Source organism: Rhodococcus sp. no. 34, assembly GCF_054589475.1.
Genome location: NZ_BAAILK010000049.1, coordinates 60,880 through 77,471, shown reverse-complemented (window position 1 = coordinate 77,471; position 16,592 = coordinate 60,880). Strand labels below are relative to the sequence as shown.

11 protein-coding genes are annotated in these 16,592 nt (G+C 63.0%); 2 read left to right on the top strand and 9 right to left on the bottom strand.

What is annotated here, in order from left to right; all coding sequences use genetic code 11:
* Positions 1–10: 10 nt before the first annotated feature.
* Genes ACYP01_RS29080 through ACYP01_RS29065 form a run of 4 tightly spaced genes read right to left on the bottom strand, consistent with a single transcriptional unit; the run spans position 11 to position 3,473 of the window.
* Positions 11–700, bottom strand: a complete 690-nt coding sequence (locus ACYP01_RS29080; protein ID WP_195790695.1) for an ABC transporter permease — start codon at positions 698–700, stop codon at positions 11–13.
* Complete coding sequence (locus ACYP01_RS29075; protein ID WP_007736121.1) at positions 697–1,380, bottom strand: ABC transporter permease; 684 nt, start codon at positions 1,378–1,380, stop codon at positions 697–699. Before ACYP01_RS29075 ends, ACYP01_RS29080 begins: the two co-directional genes overlap by 4 nt.
* Before the next feature lie 4 nt (positions 1,381–1,384).
* Complete coding sequence (locus tag ACYP01_RS29070) at positions 1,385–2,530, bottom strand: ABC transporter ATP-binding protein (RefSeq protein ID WP_459683512.1); 1,146 nt, start codon at positions 2,528–2,530, stop codon at positions 1,385–1,387.
* A 4-nt stretch (positions 2,531–2,534) separates the two neighbouring features.
* Positions 2,535–3,473 (bottom strand): ABC transporter substrate-binding protein, encoded by a 939-nt coding sequence (locus tag ACYP01_RS29065; RefSeq protein WP_003945094.1) that lies wholly within the window; start codon positions 3,471–3,473, stop codon positions 2,535–2,537.
* Between the two features lie 203 nt (positions 3,474–3,676).
* Here ACYP01_RS29065 and ACYP01_RS29060 point away from each other — a divergent pair, with 203 nt between their 5' ends.
* Positions 3,677–4,561, top strand: coding sequence for an ABC transporter substrate-binding protein (locus ACYP01_RS29060; RefSeq protein ID WP_116058296.1), 885 nt, complete (start codon positions 3,677–3,679; stop codon positions 4,559–4,561).
* A gap of 80 nt (positions 4,562–4,641) precedes the next feature.
* Here ACYP01_RS29060 and ACYP01_RS29055 read toward each other — a convergent pair whose 3' ends face one another.
* The 3 genes from ACYP01_RS29055 to ACYP01_RS29045 all read right to left on the bottom strand — a co-directional run bounded on the left by ACYP01_RS29055 (position 4,642) and on the right by ACYP01_RS29045 (position 8,048).
* On the bottom strand, positions 4,642–5,583 hold the full coding sequence (locus ACYP01_RS29055; RefSeq protein WP_007736126.1) for an alpha/beta hydrolase fold domain-containing protein: 942 nt from the start codon (positions 5,581–5,583) through the stop codon (positions 4,642–4,644).
* A gap of 63 nt (positions 5,584–5,646) precedes the next feature.
* Positions 5,647–6,477 carry an SDR family NAD(P)-dependent oxidoreductase gene (locus ACYP01_RS29050; RefSeq protein ID WP_007736128.1) on the bottom strand — a complete coding sequence of 277 codons (831 nt, stop codon included), beginning with the start codon at positions 6,475–6,477 and terminating at the stop codon, positions 5,647–5,649.
* Positions 6,474–8,048, bottom strand: a complete 1,575-nt coding sequence (locus ACYP01_RS29045; protein WP_054826381.1) for a flavin-containing monooxygenase — start codon at positions 8,046–8,048, stop codon at positions 6,474–6,476. Before ACYP01_RS29045 ends, ACYP01_RS29050 begins: the two co-directional genes overlap by 4 nt.
* 71 nt (positions 8,049–8,119) lie before the next feature.
* On the opposite strand from ACYP01_RS29045, the gene ACYP01_RS29040 reads away from it, so the two are divergent.
* Entirely contained in the window at positions 8,120–8,749 is a 630-nt protein-coding gene (locus ACYP01_RS29040) for a TetR/AcrR family transcriptional regulator (RefSeq protein ID WP_007736130.1), read from the top strand.
* A 72-nt stretch (positions 8,750–8,821) separates the two neighbouring features.
* Here ACYP01_RS29040 and ACYP01_RS29035 read toward each other — a convergent pair whose 3' ends face one another.
* Positions 8,822–12,583: a multifunctional oxoglutarate decarboxylase/oxoglutarate dehydrogenase thiamine pyrophosphate-binding subunit/dihydrolipoyllysine-residue succinyltransferase subunit gene (locus ACYP01_RS29035; RefSeq protein WP_037126710.1), complete on the bottom strand. Its 3,762-nt coding sequence runs from the start codon at positions 12,581–12,583 to the stop codon at positions 8,822–8,824.
* Between the two features lie 175 nt (positions 12,584–12,758).
* Complete coding sequence (locus tag ACYP01_RS29030) at positions 12,759–16,568, bottom strand: ABC transporter ATP-binding protein (RefSeq protein ID WP_459683507.1); 3,810 nt, start codon at positions 16,566–16,568, stop codon at positions 12,759–12,761.
* Between the last annotated feature and the right edge of the window lie 24 nt (positions 16,569–16,592).

The window sequence follows — 16,592 nt, the reverse complement described above, 5'->3', positions numbered from 1 at the left end:
ATGTACCGATCTACAGATGAGTGAGGTCGGGTGTTCGGCGCAGCCTGCCGGTCCCGGGAACCGATGCCCAGACCACCAGCGCCAGTAAGCCGTCCACGACCAGAGCCACAACCGCGACCAGAATTGCGCCGACGACCACTCGGTCGTACTTGTAGAGCGCGAGACCGTCGAAGATGTACCGGCCGAGGCCGCCGAGGTTGACGTAGGCGGCGACCGTTGCCGTGGCGATCACCTGCAGTGTCGCGTTACGCAGTCCGCCGAGAATCAATGGCAGCGCATTGGGTATCTCGACGCGGAAGAGCACTTGGAGTTCGGTCATACCCATCGCCCGTGCGGCCTCGACGACGCCGCGGTCGACGCTGGCGATTCCGGCGTACGTGCCGGCGAGTAGTGGGGGAATACCAAGAATGACGAGGGCGAGAATCGGCGGCATCACTCCCAGACCCATGAGAAGAACGAGGAAGGTCAGCAGGCCGAGAGTGGGCAGTGACCGCAGTGCGTTGACCAGACTGACGACCACGATCTCACCGCGACGCAGATGGCCGATGAGTAATCCGATGGGCACCGCGATCACAGCCGAAAGTGCCACGGCCAGAACGCTGTACCAGAGGTGCTGGAGGATGCGGGTGCCGATTCCGGTGTCGCCGCTCCAATTTCCGGGATCGACGATGAAGTCCCAGGCCCCGGTGAAGATGCTCATACGGGTTCCCCCTCGGCTGACAGGACGGCGGGAACCTTCGACGAGGTCGACGTTCTGGTCCACGGGGTCAGGAATCGGCCGATCAGATACAGGATCAGATCGAGCGCCAGTGCCAGCACGACGATCGCGATGATGCCCGCAACGATCTGGTCGGGATAGTCGCGGTCGTAGCCTTGTTTGAACAGGACTCCAAGCCCGCCGATTCCGATCAGAGATCCGACTGACACCAGCGAAATATTGGTAACGGCAATAACTCTGATGTTCGCGATCATCACCGGCAGCGCCAATGGCAACTCGACCGTCAGAGCGCGTCGTAGTGGTGTGAAACCGACGGCGGTGGAGGCGTCGATGACGTTGTCCGGCACCGAGTCGAGTGCTTCGGGTACTGCCCGGATGAGCAGTGCCGTCGCATACACGCTGAGTGCGATCACGACGTTGAGAGGATCAAGGGTCTTGAGTCCGAACAACTGGGGGATGGTGACGAACAGCGCGAGCGACGGAATCGTGAACGCAATGCTCGCCAGGGTCAACGTGATTCGGCGCAGCCATCTGACGTTGCGGATCGCTGTTCCGACCGGAACGGCAATCAGGAGACCGATCAGCAAAGGAAGCAGTGCCAGATACAGATGGGTCTTCGAGTAATCCACGACCGTCGAGAAATTGTCGATGAGCCAGCGCATGCCGCTACGACCCGAATCCCTCGGTGAAGGCGACTCGGTTGCGTTCCTCGTCCTCGCGTCGACGCTGATCTGCCAATTTCGCCACGACTTCGGAACCGAGGATCCCGCCGATGACCGAACCCTCGCCGTCGACGGCAACGCCAATACCGGAAGGCGACGAGATTGCCGCATCGAGTGCTTGGCGGAGATCGCCGCCGGGGGAGAACAGCGAACCACCGGCAGACGTCGACTGAGCAAGGGTTCGTCCCGAGCGCAGGCCTTCGACGCCGGTCACGTCGATCCATCCCTGCGGACTTCCGTTGTCCGTGACCACGAGAACCCATTCGCCCAATTCGAGACGTAGAGCCTTCAATTCGTTCTCGACGGCCGTGCGTATGGGGTGCAACGGAACCTCGTCGGCAGCGCGGAACGACAATCCCCGATAGCCGCGATCGCGTCCGACGAATCCGGCGACAAAATCCGTTGCCGGAGCGGCCAACACGTCGCGAGGCGCCGCAACCTGCTGAAGACGCCCACCGGGACCGAAGACGGCAATATGATCGCCGAGTTTGACTGCTTCGTCGATGTCGTGGGTGACAAAGACGATCGTCTTCTTCAGTTCGCTTTGCAGACGGAGCATTTCGGTCTGCAGATCCTCACGCACGACGGGGTCGACGGCGCTGAACGGCTCGTCCATCAACAGGATCGGCGGATCGGCCGCCAATGCACGCGCAACTCCCACACGTTGCTGCTGCCCACCCGAGAGTTGCCCGGGATAGCGGGTGGCAAGGGAGATGTCCAGACCGACTCGTTCGAGTACCCCCAACGCGGCTTTGCGCGCTGCGCGGCGGGACTCACCGCGCAGTACCGGAACCGTTGCGACGTTGTCGATCACGGTGCGATGCGGAAGTAAGCCGGCGTTCTGGATGACGTACCCGATGCCGAGACGCAGCTTCACCGCGTCGGTCTGGGCGATGTCACGACCGTCGACGAAGATCTTGCCCGACGTCGGTGTGATCATCCGGTTGATCATGCGCATCGACGTCGTCTTGCCGCACCCGGACGGCCCCACGAACACCGTGAACGACTCGGCCTCGATGGTGAGATCGAGACGGTCGACGGCGGTGGTGCCGTCCGGATACTGCTTGGTGACACCCTCGAAAGTGATCACGTGACTACGAGACCGGCTTGTCGAGGCCCTGCGCCGTCACCCACGCCTTGGCCGCCGCTGCCGGCTCCGTCTTGGTGTCGCCGGACACCTGGACGTTGAGTGCCAACAACTCTTCGGTGGTGAGCTTGGCGGACACCGCATCGAGGACTGTCTTCAACTTGTCGGAAGACTTCGACGCGCGCAGCACCGGCACCACGTTCTGAGCCGGGAAATTGTTCTTCGGGTCTTCGAGAACCACGAAGTTGTTCTCCGGGATGGAGGCCGACGTCGTGAAGATGTTTGCCGCGGTGATGTCACCGGAGGAGAGAGCCTTCACGGTTGCCGGTCCGCCGCCGTCGGCGATCGGAACGAAGTTGGCTGCCGAGATGTCGAGGCCGTAATTGGACTTCAAACCGGGCAATCCGGCTGGACGTTCCTGGAACTCGGCCGGAGCACCGAACTTGACCTCGGCGGAATGCGGAGCCAGATCGGCGATCGTCTTCAGGTTCCACTTGTCAGCGGTTTCCTTCGTGACGACGACGGCGTCCTTGTCCTCGGCGGATGCAGGCGTCGCAATTGCCAATTCCGACCCGAGAGCTGCGGGAAGAGCAGCGAGGACGTCAGCGGAGCTGGTGGCCGTGCTGTCGGGATCCAAGTACTGCAGGAGATTTCCCGTGTAATCCGGAATGACACTGATGGACCCGTCCTTGAGTGCCGGAATGTACGCCTCGCGGCTGCCGACGTTGAACGACGTGGACACATCGAACCCGTTGACACGCAGTGCTTCGGCGTAGATGTTGGCGATCGTCTCGGATTCGGTGAAGTTGGCGGAGCCGACGACGATCGCGTTGGGATCGCTGTTGGAGTCACCGTCGCTGCTACCGCACGCTGTCAGTGCAGTCAGAGAGACAACGGTTGCCGCGGCTACGAGCCAACGGTTGGAACGAAATCGTGAGGTGCGCATGAGCGTCCTTCCGGTTTTTCGGGCGTCCCGTGTTTCGGGCGTCGGAAACCATTCCCTTGTGGCGAAGCCACCCGAGTGACTTCGACGGCGCCGCCACCGAGTGGCTGCGTCAGGACTGGTTACCGCGCATCGCCCGACAAGTGTAACGATAGGTACCGACATGGCACGGTTTTCGATCCATGGGATTGGATGTGAGGATTTCGGTGAAGAGCACACGCACGAAGTATTCGACTGTTGTTGCAGCACTGATGGTCCTGCCGATTCTCAGCGGATGCGCAAACGGTGATTCGGTGGTAGAGGGTGCCGAAGCGGAGTCTCGTGACCAGATCGTGGTGGCTGCTGACGCATCGGTGGAGAGTTCGGTGTTGGCCGAGGTGTATTCGACGGTGCTCTCCTCCTCCGGCCTGTCGGCTCGCGTCGAATCGGTGGGTGGTGGCCGAAACCAATCACTCGAGGCTCTGGACGCAGCGCGAGTCACTTTGGTGCCCGAGTTCACCGGCGCGCTGCTCGATCACTACGACCCGTCATCCCCGGCCCGCAAGGCCGACGACGTCTTCGAAGCCTTGAGTCGCTCTCTGCCGGAGGGTCTTTCGGTCTCCGACTATGCGATGGCCGAAGATCGTGCGGTCCTCGCACTCGACACCGGATACGCACAGTCGTTGGGAGCGAAGACGATAGAAGCCTTTGCTCCTTCGTGTGCCGCGGCGACGCCGCTCGTCTCCGCGAGATTCGTCGAGGACGGGGCAGTGGAACAGTTGGCCGAGGGCGCCGATTGTGTCTTCGCCGGTGTCGATCAGGCAACGCCGGCAGACGTACCCGGTGCACAAGTATTCGGAACCACGACGCTGTCGGCGTTGGCACAATCCGATGCCGTCACAGTGCTCGCTGATTCGAATCACGTTCTGGCTGCGCAGAATGTCGTTCCGCTCTTTCGAGCGGGCGCACTGGGAGATTCGGCTGTCAAGGCGCTCAGCGTCGTTGCCGGTGAACTGTCCACCACCGATCTCGCCGCAATGATCGAGCAGGTGCGGACCGGCAAGGCGTCAGCCTCGGAAGTCGCCCGCACCTGGTGGGACACCCGTCAGTGACATGGACGGAGTGGGCCACCCGTCAGTGACATGGACGGAGTGGGCCACCCGTCAGTGACATGGACGGAGTGGGCCACCCGTCAGTGACTGTTCGAGCCCACTGCTGAACTCGAATCATCCTTGGCACGAATCAGTTTCGATGCGATGAACTGGCCGAGGTCGGAAACGGCGTCTGCTGCTTCCTTCACCAGTGACGCCTGTGCGTGAGCCACGTGCCACAGTCGCGCGTACTCCACCAGGGACACGTCGACGCCGGCAGCGGAGAGCTTGTCGGTGAACGTCATGATCTGCGGGTAAAGGACTTCCTCGGAACCGACGTGAATCCTGGTGGGTGGCAACCCGTCGAGCTTGCCGTGCATCGGTGCGTAGCCGGGATCAGTACGGTCGCCTCCGGCAAGGTAGGCGTCGGCGGCGTCGAAGGACCACGCTGTGTTGACCACCAGGTCGGCCTTTTTGGTGGCACCCCGATCGCCGGGATCGACCCACGGTGAGATCAGTGCAAGCGCGCCGGGGGTCACGCCGTGACGCTCGATCAGACGAATAGCGGTCGCCGCGGCCAGGCCGCCACCGGCCGAATCGCCGGCGATGGCAACGCGGTCTTCCGAATAGTCGAACTCGGTGACCAACTGCATGAAGGCCGAGACCGCGTCGTCGAGAGCGGCGGGATACGGATTCTCCGGCGCGAGACGGTAGTCCAAGGTGAAGACCGCACTGGACGACTCACGGGCGAGATGAGCTGCGAGAGAACGGTGTGTGGACAGCGAACCCAGCGTGTACGCGCCGCCATGCAGGTAGAGAACTGCGGTGGGGCGCTCGGTTGCGCCGACGGTGATCTTCTCTGCCGGTCGGCAAGCCAGCTCCAGCGGGCGCACGACGGCGCCCGCTGGAACCTGCTGTAGCGGTGCCCCGGCCTCGAGCAACAGACGTTGAATCCGATACGGCAGCCGCGAGTTGAAAGCCAGACGGAAGTACGGCTTCAACAAGAATGCGACCACGGGCAGCGGAAGGGTGAACGTGCTCACCGGCAGGGCTCCTGACTCTATATGCGAACTGCGCTGTGAAACGAACTGCGCTGTGAAACGAACTCAGCTGGACTTGGGCATCATTCGGCCGGCGACGATCGCGACGATGCGCTGGTAGCCCGATCCTACGAGGCGAACCCAGGCGTCGAGTGCGATTGCGTCCATCCCGATGAGAACTCGCGGCTTGCTCTTGCGAACACCGTTGACGATCGTCTTGGCGGCGTCCTCCGGTGTGGTGCGCGCGAGCTTGCGGTCGAAGAACTCGGAGAAGACCGCAAGATCTTCACCCGGGCCTGCGGTGGCGTTGCGTGCGATGGCCGTCTTGATTCCGCCCGGGTGCACACAGGTGACCTTCACCGGGTGCTTGGCTATCAGCATTTCCTGGCGAAGCGACTCGGTGAAACCGCGAACGGCGAACTTGGCCGAGTTGTAGGCGCTCTGACCCGGCATCGACAGCAGACCGAAGAGGCTCGACACGTTCACGATGTGCCCGTCGCCGGATGCGATGACGTGGGGGAGGAATGCCTTGGTGCCGTTGACAACTCCCCAGAAGTCGACGTCCATGACACGTTCGAAGTCCTTGAATTCGGACTTCTCGAAAGTGCCGTGGTAGGCGATTCCGGCGTTGTTGTAGATCTGGTTGACCTTGCCGAAATGGGCGACAACCGCGTCGGCGTACTCGAGAACCGCTTCGCGCTGGGTGACGTCGAGATGGTCCGACTTCACCTCGGCGCCGATGGCTTCCACCAGACGCGTTGTCTCGGCGAGCCCGATGGTGTCCACGTCGGAGATTGCCAACTTGGCGCCCTGGCCGGCCAGGTTCAGTGCGAGTGCGCGACCGATGCCCGATCCCGCTCCGGTGATGACTACGACCTTGCCTGCAAAATCACTCATTGTGCTACTGCCTTCTCGTCGTCGAGGTCGATCTGTGAAGTGGTCGCGGTGCCGACGGCGCCGAGATCCGAGGTGGCGACGCTGCGGTATGCCGCGAGGTCGAAATGCTTGGTGGCATTGCGGAACTGGAAGGTGAAGCCAGGCCACAGGGTGGTGTTGTTTCCGTGCTTGTCCATGTACCAGCTGGCGCAACCGCCGTTGTTCCACACGCTCTTGGACATAGCTGCCTGCAGGTCCTTGTTGTACTTGTCCTGCTTGTCCTTGCGCACCTCGATGGTGCCGATGTCGTACTTGTCGATGGTGGCGATCGCGTCGACCAGGTAGTTGATCTGCGACTCGATCATGAAGACCATCGACGAATGTCCGAGGCCGGTGTTGGGTCCGACGAGGAAGAACATGTTGGGGAAGTTGGCAACTGCCGCGCCCTTGTATCCCTGCATGCCGGTCTCTTCGAAGACCTCGGCGAGCGAGCGTCCGTCCTTGCCGAAGATTCCCGCGAAGGTGGGGGAGTCGGTGACGTGGAATCCGGTCGCCACGACGATGGCATCGATCTCACGCGTGGTGCCAGTCTTCGAGACGATCCCGTTGGCGGTGACCTCCTCGATGCCTTCGGTCACCAGGTCGACATTGTCCTGGGCGAGGGTGGGGAAGTAGTTGTTCGAGATCAGCATGCGCTTGCAGCCGATCTGGAAGTTGGGCATGACCTTCTTACGGAGGTCCTTGTCCTTGATCTGGGCCTTCAGGTGACGCTCGGCGGCGAACTGCAGCGGCTTCATGAAGACCGGCGCCTTGGCCAGGCCGACGACCTGCGTCTCGCGCATCCAGTAGATGCCGGTGCGGCACAGCTTCTGGAAGCCGGGGAGGTACTTGAACGCGAGGTGCTCGATCTTGGTGTACTCGCGGTCTGCGCGGGGCAGGATCCACGGCGCGGTGCGCTGGTACACGTCGAGATGTGCGACCTTTTTGCCGATGGCGGGCACGATCTGGATGGCGGAGGCGCCGGTTCCGATGACGGCCACGCGCTTGCCGGTCAGATCGGCGTCGTGGTTCCAACGCGAGGAGTGGAAGATCTCGCCCTTGAAGCCGTCGATGCCCTTGATGTCCGGAAGTGAAGGCTCACACAGTGCGCCGACGGCCGAGACGACGATCTTTGCGACGAATTCGCCCTTGTTGGTGCTGACGTGCCACCGAGCAGACGCCTCGTCCCAGCGTGCGGAGAGAACATCGCAGTCGAAGATGTGCTTGTCGAGCACCTTGTGGCGGTTGGCCACCGACTGGATGTACTTGTAGATCTCGGGCTGAGTGGAGAAGGAGCGCGTCCACTCCGGATTGAGTGCAAAAGAGTACGAGTACAAATGCGACGGCACGTCACACGCGGCGCCCGGGTAGCTGTTGTCACGCCAGGTTCCGCCGACGTCGTTGCCGCGCTCGAGAACGACGTAGTCCGTGATGCCGGCCTGTGCCAGTTTGATCGCCGCACCGAGACCGGCGAAACCACTGCCGATGATCAGTGTGCCGACGTGGCGAGTATCCGCGGCAGGTGCTGAGGTATCTGTAACTGGAAGACTCATGTAGGGAACGATATGCCTTTATTGAGTCACGGTCAATAGCTTATTGACGAATATTCAGTAGTCTATTGGGCATGGACGCAGTAAAGCGAACGCGGCTCGACCCTGCGCAACGCCGAGCGCAACTCATCGACCTCGGGGCGCGGATGCTGGCCGAACGGCCGCTCGAACAGATTTCCGTCGAGGACATCGCCGATCAGGCTGGTGTCTCGCGGGGGCTTCTGTTCCACTACTTCGCGTCGAAAAGCGAGTTCCATCTGGCGATCGTCCGACACAGCAGTGAACAGATGCTCCAGCGCACCGAGCCGAGCGAGTCGGACGATCCGATGCTCACCCTCCGCTCGGTGCTGGCGTCGTACGTCGACTACGTGACCGAGAACCGCAATACCTACGTCTCGCTGCTCCGGGGGACCGCCAGCGGGGATCCGCAGATGCGTGAGGTGTTCGAGCAGACTCGCGACATCATGGCCAAGAGAACCCTCGATCAGCTCCCCAAGATCGGCCTGACTCGAACACCTCAGGTGGAGTTGGCCGTTCGCGGTTGGATCGCGTTTGTCGAGGAAGCCACCATCAGTTGGCTCCGAGCGCCCGCCATCACCCGCGAGGAACTGATCGACCTGACGGTTCAGTCGTTACCTGCGTTGGCACTGGCCGCCGTCGGCTTCGATGCCGGGCCGGATCTGGGTCTGCTGCAATCGAATTGACGTGAACGCAGAAAGGCCGGGCCCCACACTCCTTGCGGAATGTGGGGCCCGGCCCTTGTCAAATTACTGAGATCAGTTGGTCGGCAGGAACGCCTCGTCCAAGATCTCCTGCTGCTCCACCGCGTGGACCTTGCTCGATCCCGAAGAGGGAGCGGACATCGGACGACGCGAGATGCGCTTGATACCGGTCAAGGTCTCCGGCAGAAGGTCCGGCAGAGCCAGCCCGAGGAACGGCCACGCACCCTGGTTTGCGGGCTCTTCCTGGACCCAACGGAACTGATCCGCATTCGGGTAACGGTCCAGGGTCTCCTTGAGGCGACGCTTCGGCACGGGGTAGAGCTGCTCCATGCGCACGATGGCGATGTCGTCACGCTCGTCCTTGTGCTTCTTCGCCAGGAGTTCCCAGTACAGCTTGCCGCTGACCAGCAGAACCCGCTTGACCGATTCGCGTGCGCTTTCGCCGCTCTCGTATGCCGGCTCCTCGAAGACCGAACGGAACTTGCCCGTCGTGAAGTCCTCGACGTTGCTGACGGCAGCCTTGTTACGCAGCATCGACTTGGGCGTGAAGACCACCAGCGGACGGCGGATGCCGTCGAGGTGATGGCGACGCAGCAGGTGGAAGTAGCTGGCCGGAGTCGACGGAACCGCAACGGTCATCGAGCCTTCTGCACACAGCTGAAGGAAACGCTCGATGCGGCCGGAGGTGTGGTCCGGACCCTGACCTTCGTGACCGTGCGGCAGGAGCAGCACGACGTCGGAGAGCTGACCCCACTTGGCCTCACCCGAAGAGATGAACTCGTCGATGATGGTCTGCGCGCCGTTGACGAAGTCACCGAACTGCGCTTCCCACAGGACCAGAGCGTCGGGGTTACCGACGGAGTAGCCGTACTCGAAGCCCAGACCCGCGTACTCGGTGAGTGCGGAGTCGTAAACCATGAACTTGCCGCCGTTTTCGGCGTCGGCAGCGATCTTGGCGATCGGGCTGTACTCGTTGCCGGTCTTGCGGTCGATGAGGACCGAGTGACGCTGCGTGAACGTTCCACGCTTGGAGTCCTGACCCGCGAGTCGGATCAAGGCACCCTGCTCGGCCAACGAGCCGAACGCGAGCAATTCTGCGAACGCCCAGTCGACATGTCCCTCACGGGCCATCTCGCGGCGCTTCTCGGCAACCGGCTTGACGCGCGGGTGGACGGTGAAGCCCTCGGGGACGTTGACGAACGCGTCTCCGATGCGCTCGAGGACCTCGGGAGCGACAGCCGTGGTCAGGCGAGCCGGGGGAGTCTGGTCGAGTTCGACGGACTCGGACGGTTCGGGCTGGAACTTCTCGAGTTCACGGACCTCGTTGAAGACCCGCTCGAGCTGGCCCTGGTAGTCGCGAAGTGCGTCTTCGGCTTCCTTGAGCGAGATGTCACCGCGGCCGATGAGGGACTCGGTGTAGCTCTTACGAACGCTGCGCTTGGTGTCGATGACGTCGTACATGGCCGGCTGGGTCATCGACGGGTCGTCGCCCTCGTTGTGACCGCGACGGCGGTAGCAGATGAGGTCGATGACGACGTCCTTGCCGAACTTCTCACGGAAGTCGACGGCCAGCTGAGCAACCCAGACGCAAGCCTCGGGGTCGTCGCCGTTGACGTGGAAGACCGGTGCGGCGATCATCTTCGCGACGTCGGTGCAGTACTCGGACGAGCGTGAATGTTCCGGAGCGGTGGTGAAGCCGACCTGGTTGTTCACGACGATGTGCACGGTGCCACCGGTGCGGTAACCGCGAAGCAGCGAGAGGTTGAGCGTCTCGGCGACAACGCCCTGACCGGCGAATGCAGCGTCACCGTGCAGCATGAGCGGCAGGACGGTGAAGCCTTCTTCACCCTTGTCGAGGATGTCCTGCTTGGCGCGGACCAGGCCTTCGAGAACCGGGTCGACGGCCTCGAGGTGCGACGGGTTTGCGGTCAAGGAGACAGCGATGTCGTTGTCACCGAACATCTGGATGTACGTTCCGCTGGCACCCAAGTGGTACTTCACGTCGCCGGAGCCGTGAGCGGCTGCCGGGTTCATGTTGCCCTCGAACTCCGTGAAGATCTTGGAGTACGGCTTGCCGACGATGTTGGCAAGCACGTTGAGACGGCCACGGTGCGGCATGCCGATGACGACCTCGTCGAGCTGGTGCTCGGCGGCCTGGTCGATCACGGCGTCCATCATCGGGATGACGGCTTCGGCGCCTTCGAGCGAGAAGCGCTTCTGGCCGACGTACTTGGTCTGCAGGAACGTCTCGAAGGCCTCGGCGGCGTTGAGCTTGCTCAGGATGTACTTCTGCTGAGCGACCGAAGGCTTGGCGTGATGGCCCTCGACGCGGTCCTGGATCCACTGACGCTGATCCGTCTCGAGGATGTGCGTGTACTCGACGCCGACGTGGCGGCAGTACGCGTCGCGCAGCACGCTCAACACGTCGCGCAGCTTCATCTTCTCTTGACCGTGGAAGCCGCCGACCTTGAACTCACGGTCCAGATCCCACAGCGTCAGGCCGTGGCTGATGACGTCGAGGTCGGGGTGGCTGTGGAACTTGTCCTTGACGAACTGCAACGGGTCCGTGTCGGCCATGAGGTGGCCGCGGTCACGGTATGCAGCGATCAGTTCGAGAACGCGGGTGTTCTTGTCGACAGCGCCTTCCGGCACGTCCTTGCGCCACCGCACCGGCTCGTACGGGTTGCCGAGCGCGTGGAAGATCTCGTCGTAGAACTCGTCGCTGATCAGCAGGTTGTGGATCGTGCGCAGGAAATCGCCCGACTCGGCACCCTGGATGATGCGGTGATCGTAGGTCGAGGTGAGAGTCATCAACTTGCCGACGCCCATCTCGGCCAGCTTCTCGTCGCTGGCGCCCTGGAACTCGGCGGGGTATTCCATCGCGCCGGCACCGATGATGGCGCCCTGGCCCTTCATCAGGCGAGGAACGGAGTGAACCGTGCCGATACCGCCCGGGTTGGTCAGCGAAATGGTGACGCCGGTGAAGTCTTCGCCGGTGAGCTTGCCTTCACGGGCGCGTCGGACGATGTCCTCGTATGCCGCGTGGAACTGGACGAAGTTCATCGACTCGGTGTTCCGGATGGCGGCAACTACCAGTGAGCGGTTGCCGTCCTTTCCGGGAAGGTCGATCGCGAGTCCGAGATTGGTGTGCTCGGGCGTGACCGCGTTCGGCTTGCCGTCGATTTCGGCGAAGTGCCGGTTCATGTTGGGGAACGCGTTGACTGCCTGGACGATCGCGTAACCCAAGAGGTGGGTGAACGAGATCTTGCCGCCGCGGGTACGCGCGAGGTGGTTGTTGATGACGATGCGGTTGTCGAACATCAGCTTCGCGGGGATGGCACGCACGCTGGTTGCAGTCGGGATCTCGAGCGAGAGCGACATGTTCTTGACGACTGCGGCTGCGGCGCCGCGGAGAACCTTGGTTTCCTCGGCTCCGCCGGCAGGGGCGGGCTTCGCAGTAGCGGCCGCGGGCTTGGCTGCTGCGGGCTGGGCCGGGGCGGCCTTGGCGGCGGGCGCTGCCGTCTTCGCGGGGGCCGGAGCGGCAGCCTTGGCAGCCGGCGCAGGAGGTGCGGTCTTGGGGGCGGGAGGCGTGGCCTTGGGAGCAGCAGGCGGAGCTACAACAGCGGCGGGTGCAGCCGCGTTGCCGTTCGAGGCAGTCCCGTTTCCACCTCCCGTGTTCGCCGAGTCCGGCGAGTAATCGGTCAAGAATTCGTGCCAACTGGGATCCACGGACGACGGATCGTCCTGGAAGCGTTGGTACATCTCGTCAACCAGCCACTGGTTCTGTCCGAATTGGGATGTAGAACTGCTGCTCACGGCAGGTGTTCGCCTCGTTTCTATTTCGGTACCCGATCAGAGCGCCTATATACATGAGATTAGCCCGAGCGTGTGACGAGCAATTGTGCGGCACACAATTTGTGAGCTGTCTCACGGAAGTCCGTGATCTTGCGATCGCGCACTACCTCTCGGCGGTACAAATCCGTGCCGACTGTCACGCGACGGGGTTGCCTTCGATGACAGTTCTCGACGTCAGATTATTCCCCTCACGCGCCTGCGATGCATCCCAGAGTCCCGAGTAGTGACCACCGGCATACCGCAGAACATCGTGCGGGCCGTATTCAACGATACGTCCCCGGTCAACTACGACAACGAGGTCCGCTCGGGCAGCTGTCGCGAGGCGGTGAGCTACGACGACGGAAGTCCGTTTCCGGGTGACCGACCGACTTGCTTCGAGCACCATTCGTTCGGTCGCGGGATCGAGCGTCGCGGTCGCCTCGTCGAGGAGCAGAAGGTCCGGGTCGACCAGTTCGGCACGGGCCAATGCGATCAGTTCGCGTTGTCCCGCCGAGAGCCCCTGACCGCGCTCGCCGACGGGATGATTCATGCCTCCACGCATGTCGGCTATCGAATTCAGTGCGCCGACGGAACGCGCCGCTTCCTCGATCTCCGCGTGCGACGCCGACGGCCTGCCGTACGCGATGTTGTCGGCGACCGTGCCGGTGAACAGATGGGCTTCTTGTGGGACCACGCCGAGGCGACGTCGGTACTGCGAGAGGTGGAAGTTCCGGATGTCGGTTCCGTCCACGTCGACCGACCCGGACGTCGGGTCGTAGAAGCGGGCGAGCAACTTCACGACCGTCGACTTCCCGGCACCGGTTCGGCCGACCAGAGCGACGGTCGTGCCCGGCGGGATTTGCAGATCGAAATCGGAGAGGGCGTCGACGTCCGCACCCGAGTACCGGAACCCGACCCCGTCGAGATGGACGGCGCCGTCGAGTCGTCCGGAGATCGCGATCAAATCCTCGCTGTCGGCAGTCTCGATCGAACTGCGAGTGCGCAGCAGGTCGCCGATTCGTTGCAATCCGACGTTTGCCTGTTGGTAACCATCGAACACTTGTGAGAGTTGCTGAATCGGTCCGAACAGCAGACCGAGGTAGAGCACGAAAGCGATCAGTACGCCGGGCGAAGTCGATCCGTTGGCGATCTGGTGCGCACCGACGAACACGACCGCGGCCAACGCGAGGTCGGACAGGAACGAAATGAAAGGGAAGTAGATCGAAATGGCTCGCTGCGACCGCATCCGCGATCGGCGGTAGCTCTCGGAGCGTTCTGCGAACCTACGCGCCGCACCTTCTTCGCGGCGATAGGCCTGAGCTGCTCGCAGACCGGCGATGTTCTCCTGGAAGTCGGCATTGACGAGCGAGATCCGTTCGCGGGACTGGCTGTAGGCAACCGAGGAGATCTTGCGGAAGACCACGGTCGCGACCACGAGCGGTGGGATGACGGCCAGCGCCACCAGGCCGAGCGTCACGTCGGTCGCCAGGAGGGCGATCGAAATTCCGCCGACGGTCAGGACGCTCACGATCGCCGTCGACATACCGGTTTGGATGAACGACGAGAGCGCGTCGACGTCGGTGGTCATACGCGTCATGATGCGGCCGGACAATTCCCGTTCGTAGTAGTCCAGACCCAGGCGCTGCAAGTGTGCATAGCTGCGGACGCGGAGCCCGAACAGCACGCGTTCACCGGCTCGGGCCGTGAGCACCGTCATGACCGCCACGATGACCCAGTCTGCGGCGACCAGGAGCGCGCCGAACGCCGTCGCGATCCAGAGTGTGGTGCTGTCTGCGGTCACGACTCCGTGGTCGATCGCATATCTGACGAGGGAGGGAAATGCGATCGCCGCGGCGGAGTCCAGGGCAAGGCACACGACAACCGCCAGTAGAACCCAGCGGACCGGCCTCAAGATCTGTCGGAGTGAGAACTGTGGATTCGATTCGCGCAGGCTCTCAGGAGCAATTCCGGGGTCTTCGCGTGCGGGTGGGAGAGCGTCGACTGCTGCCCGCAGAGACGGAGTCACCGCGATTCCGCTGAGCGCTCCGGCCATCGGTCCGCCCGCACCCTGCGTCGTAGCGGCTGTGCTGTCGGCTTCGGATTCCGGTGCCTGCGGCCACAACTGCTCGGTTGTCGGCTCGCTGCGGTCACGTCCGAAAGCATCGGAGTCGACGTCGTCGAGTTCGGCCGGTAGTTCCGGCAGCGAGGAGAACAGGGCGCGAAAGAGCGGACATCGCGCTTCCAGTTCGTCCACGGTTCCGGAGTCGATGATCCGTCCGCCGTCGAGAACCGCGACGCGATCTGCCAGCGTCAAGGTGGATCGCCGGTGCGCGAGGATCAGCGTGGTTTGCCGTCGTCTGGCCCGGAACGCGTCGAAGATCGCAGCCTCGGTTGCCGCATCGACCGCGGAGGTGGCGTCGTCGAGGACCAAAATCCGCGGGTCGACGAGGAGGGCTCGGGCAAGCGCGATGCGCTGACGCTGGCCGCCCGACAGCGTCAGACCTCGTTCACCGACAACGGTGTCGTATCCGTCCGGGAGTGCCTCGATGAAGGTGTCTGCCTGTGCCAATGCAGCTGCGGCGCGGATGTCCTCGTCGGAGGCGTCCTCGCGCCCCAGTGCGATGTTGGCGGCGATGGTGTCCGAGAACAGGAAAGGTTCGTCGAAGACCAGGCTGACGGCGGCACGAAGCTGTTCTGTGCGCAGTTCGCCGATGGGGAACGTCTCGCCCGCGGTATCGACGGTCACTACACCCGAAGTCGGGGCGTAGAACCGGGGGAGAAGCAAGGACAACGCGGTCTTGCCCGACGCGGCCGGCCCCACGACGGCGACGGTCTCGCCCGGTTCTATGCGGAGGTTCAGCCCGGTCAGGACGTCGCGTTCGGTGTCGAATCCGAATGCCACGTCGTCGAAGGTGACTCCGAGCGGACCGTCGGGCAGGTCCACCGGATGGTCTGGATCGGCGATGTCCGGCTGAGCGTTGATGACGTCGTAGACACGCTCGACAGCGGCGCGCGCAAGCTGCGCCATGACGATGACCGACGACAGAGTTCGGGTGACGCCGGTCATCGTCACGATGTAGGTGGCGAACGCGAGAAACGTTCCCACGGTGATCTTGTCGTGCAGTGCGAGATACCCGCCGAGGGCGATCACTCCCACCTGCCCCAGCTGGGGCAAGGCGGCCATGGTCGGCGCGAATTTCGCGTTCAACCACGCGGCGCGAAGGCGCTCCGAATACAGCGTGCGGCTGTGCTTTTCGAGTTGGTCGACGGCTCGTTGTTCCTGCCCGAATCCCTTGACGACGCGAACGCCGGTGACGGTTTCCTCGACGTGTTGGGCGAGGTCGGCGGCCCGCTGCTGCGCGGACCATGTTGCGGCGAAAAGCATCGGTCGCATCAGGAACACCACCAGCCCTACTGCGGGGATGACGGCGACAGCCACGAGAGTCAACAGCGGCGAGAGCCACGCCATGATGCCGATCGCGAGCACGAATTGCAGGAGCGCACCCGCGGACATCGGCACCATCGCGAGCAAACCCTGGACGAGTTGTAAATCGGTGATGGACCGGGATACCACCTGGCCTGTGCGGATCTGATCCTGCCCTCGTCCGTCGAGGCGTTGCAGCGAGCCGAGCAAGGCGAGCCGCAAGTCGTGTTGAACATCGAGCGAGAGTCGGCCGGCAAGCATCCGTCGGCCGTACTGGCACGCGAAGCGGACGACCGCGAGCAGCGCGATCGCCAGCGCGACGAACCCGATCACCTTGCCTGGGTTCTCCTGGCTTGCGGCGTCGAGCGCATAGCGGGTCAGAAGAGGAAACGAGATGTCGATCGCCGAAGCGATGACGGTCACCAGAAGCGCGCCGATGGCAACTCTTCGGTGCAACCAGCATGCGTGCGCCAAGCGGCGGATCCAGCCCGGAGCTCGATCGACCTCTCCAGCTACCGGACTGTCCGTGTTGATCGTGTTCATCGAGATCCACGGTAGACCCGGCCC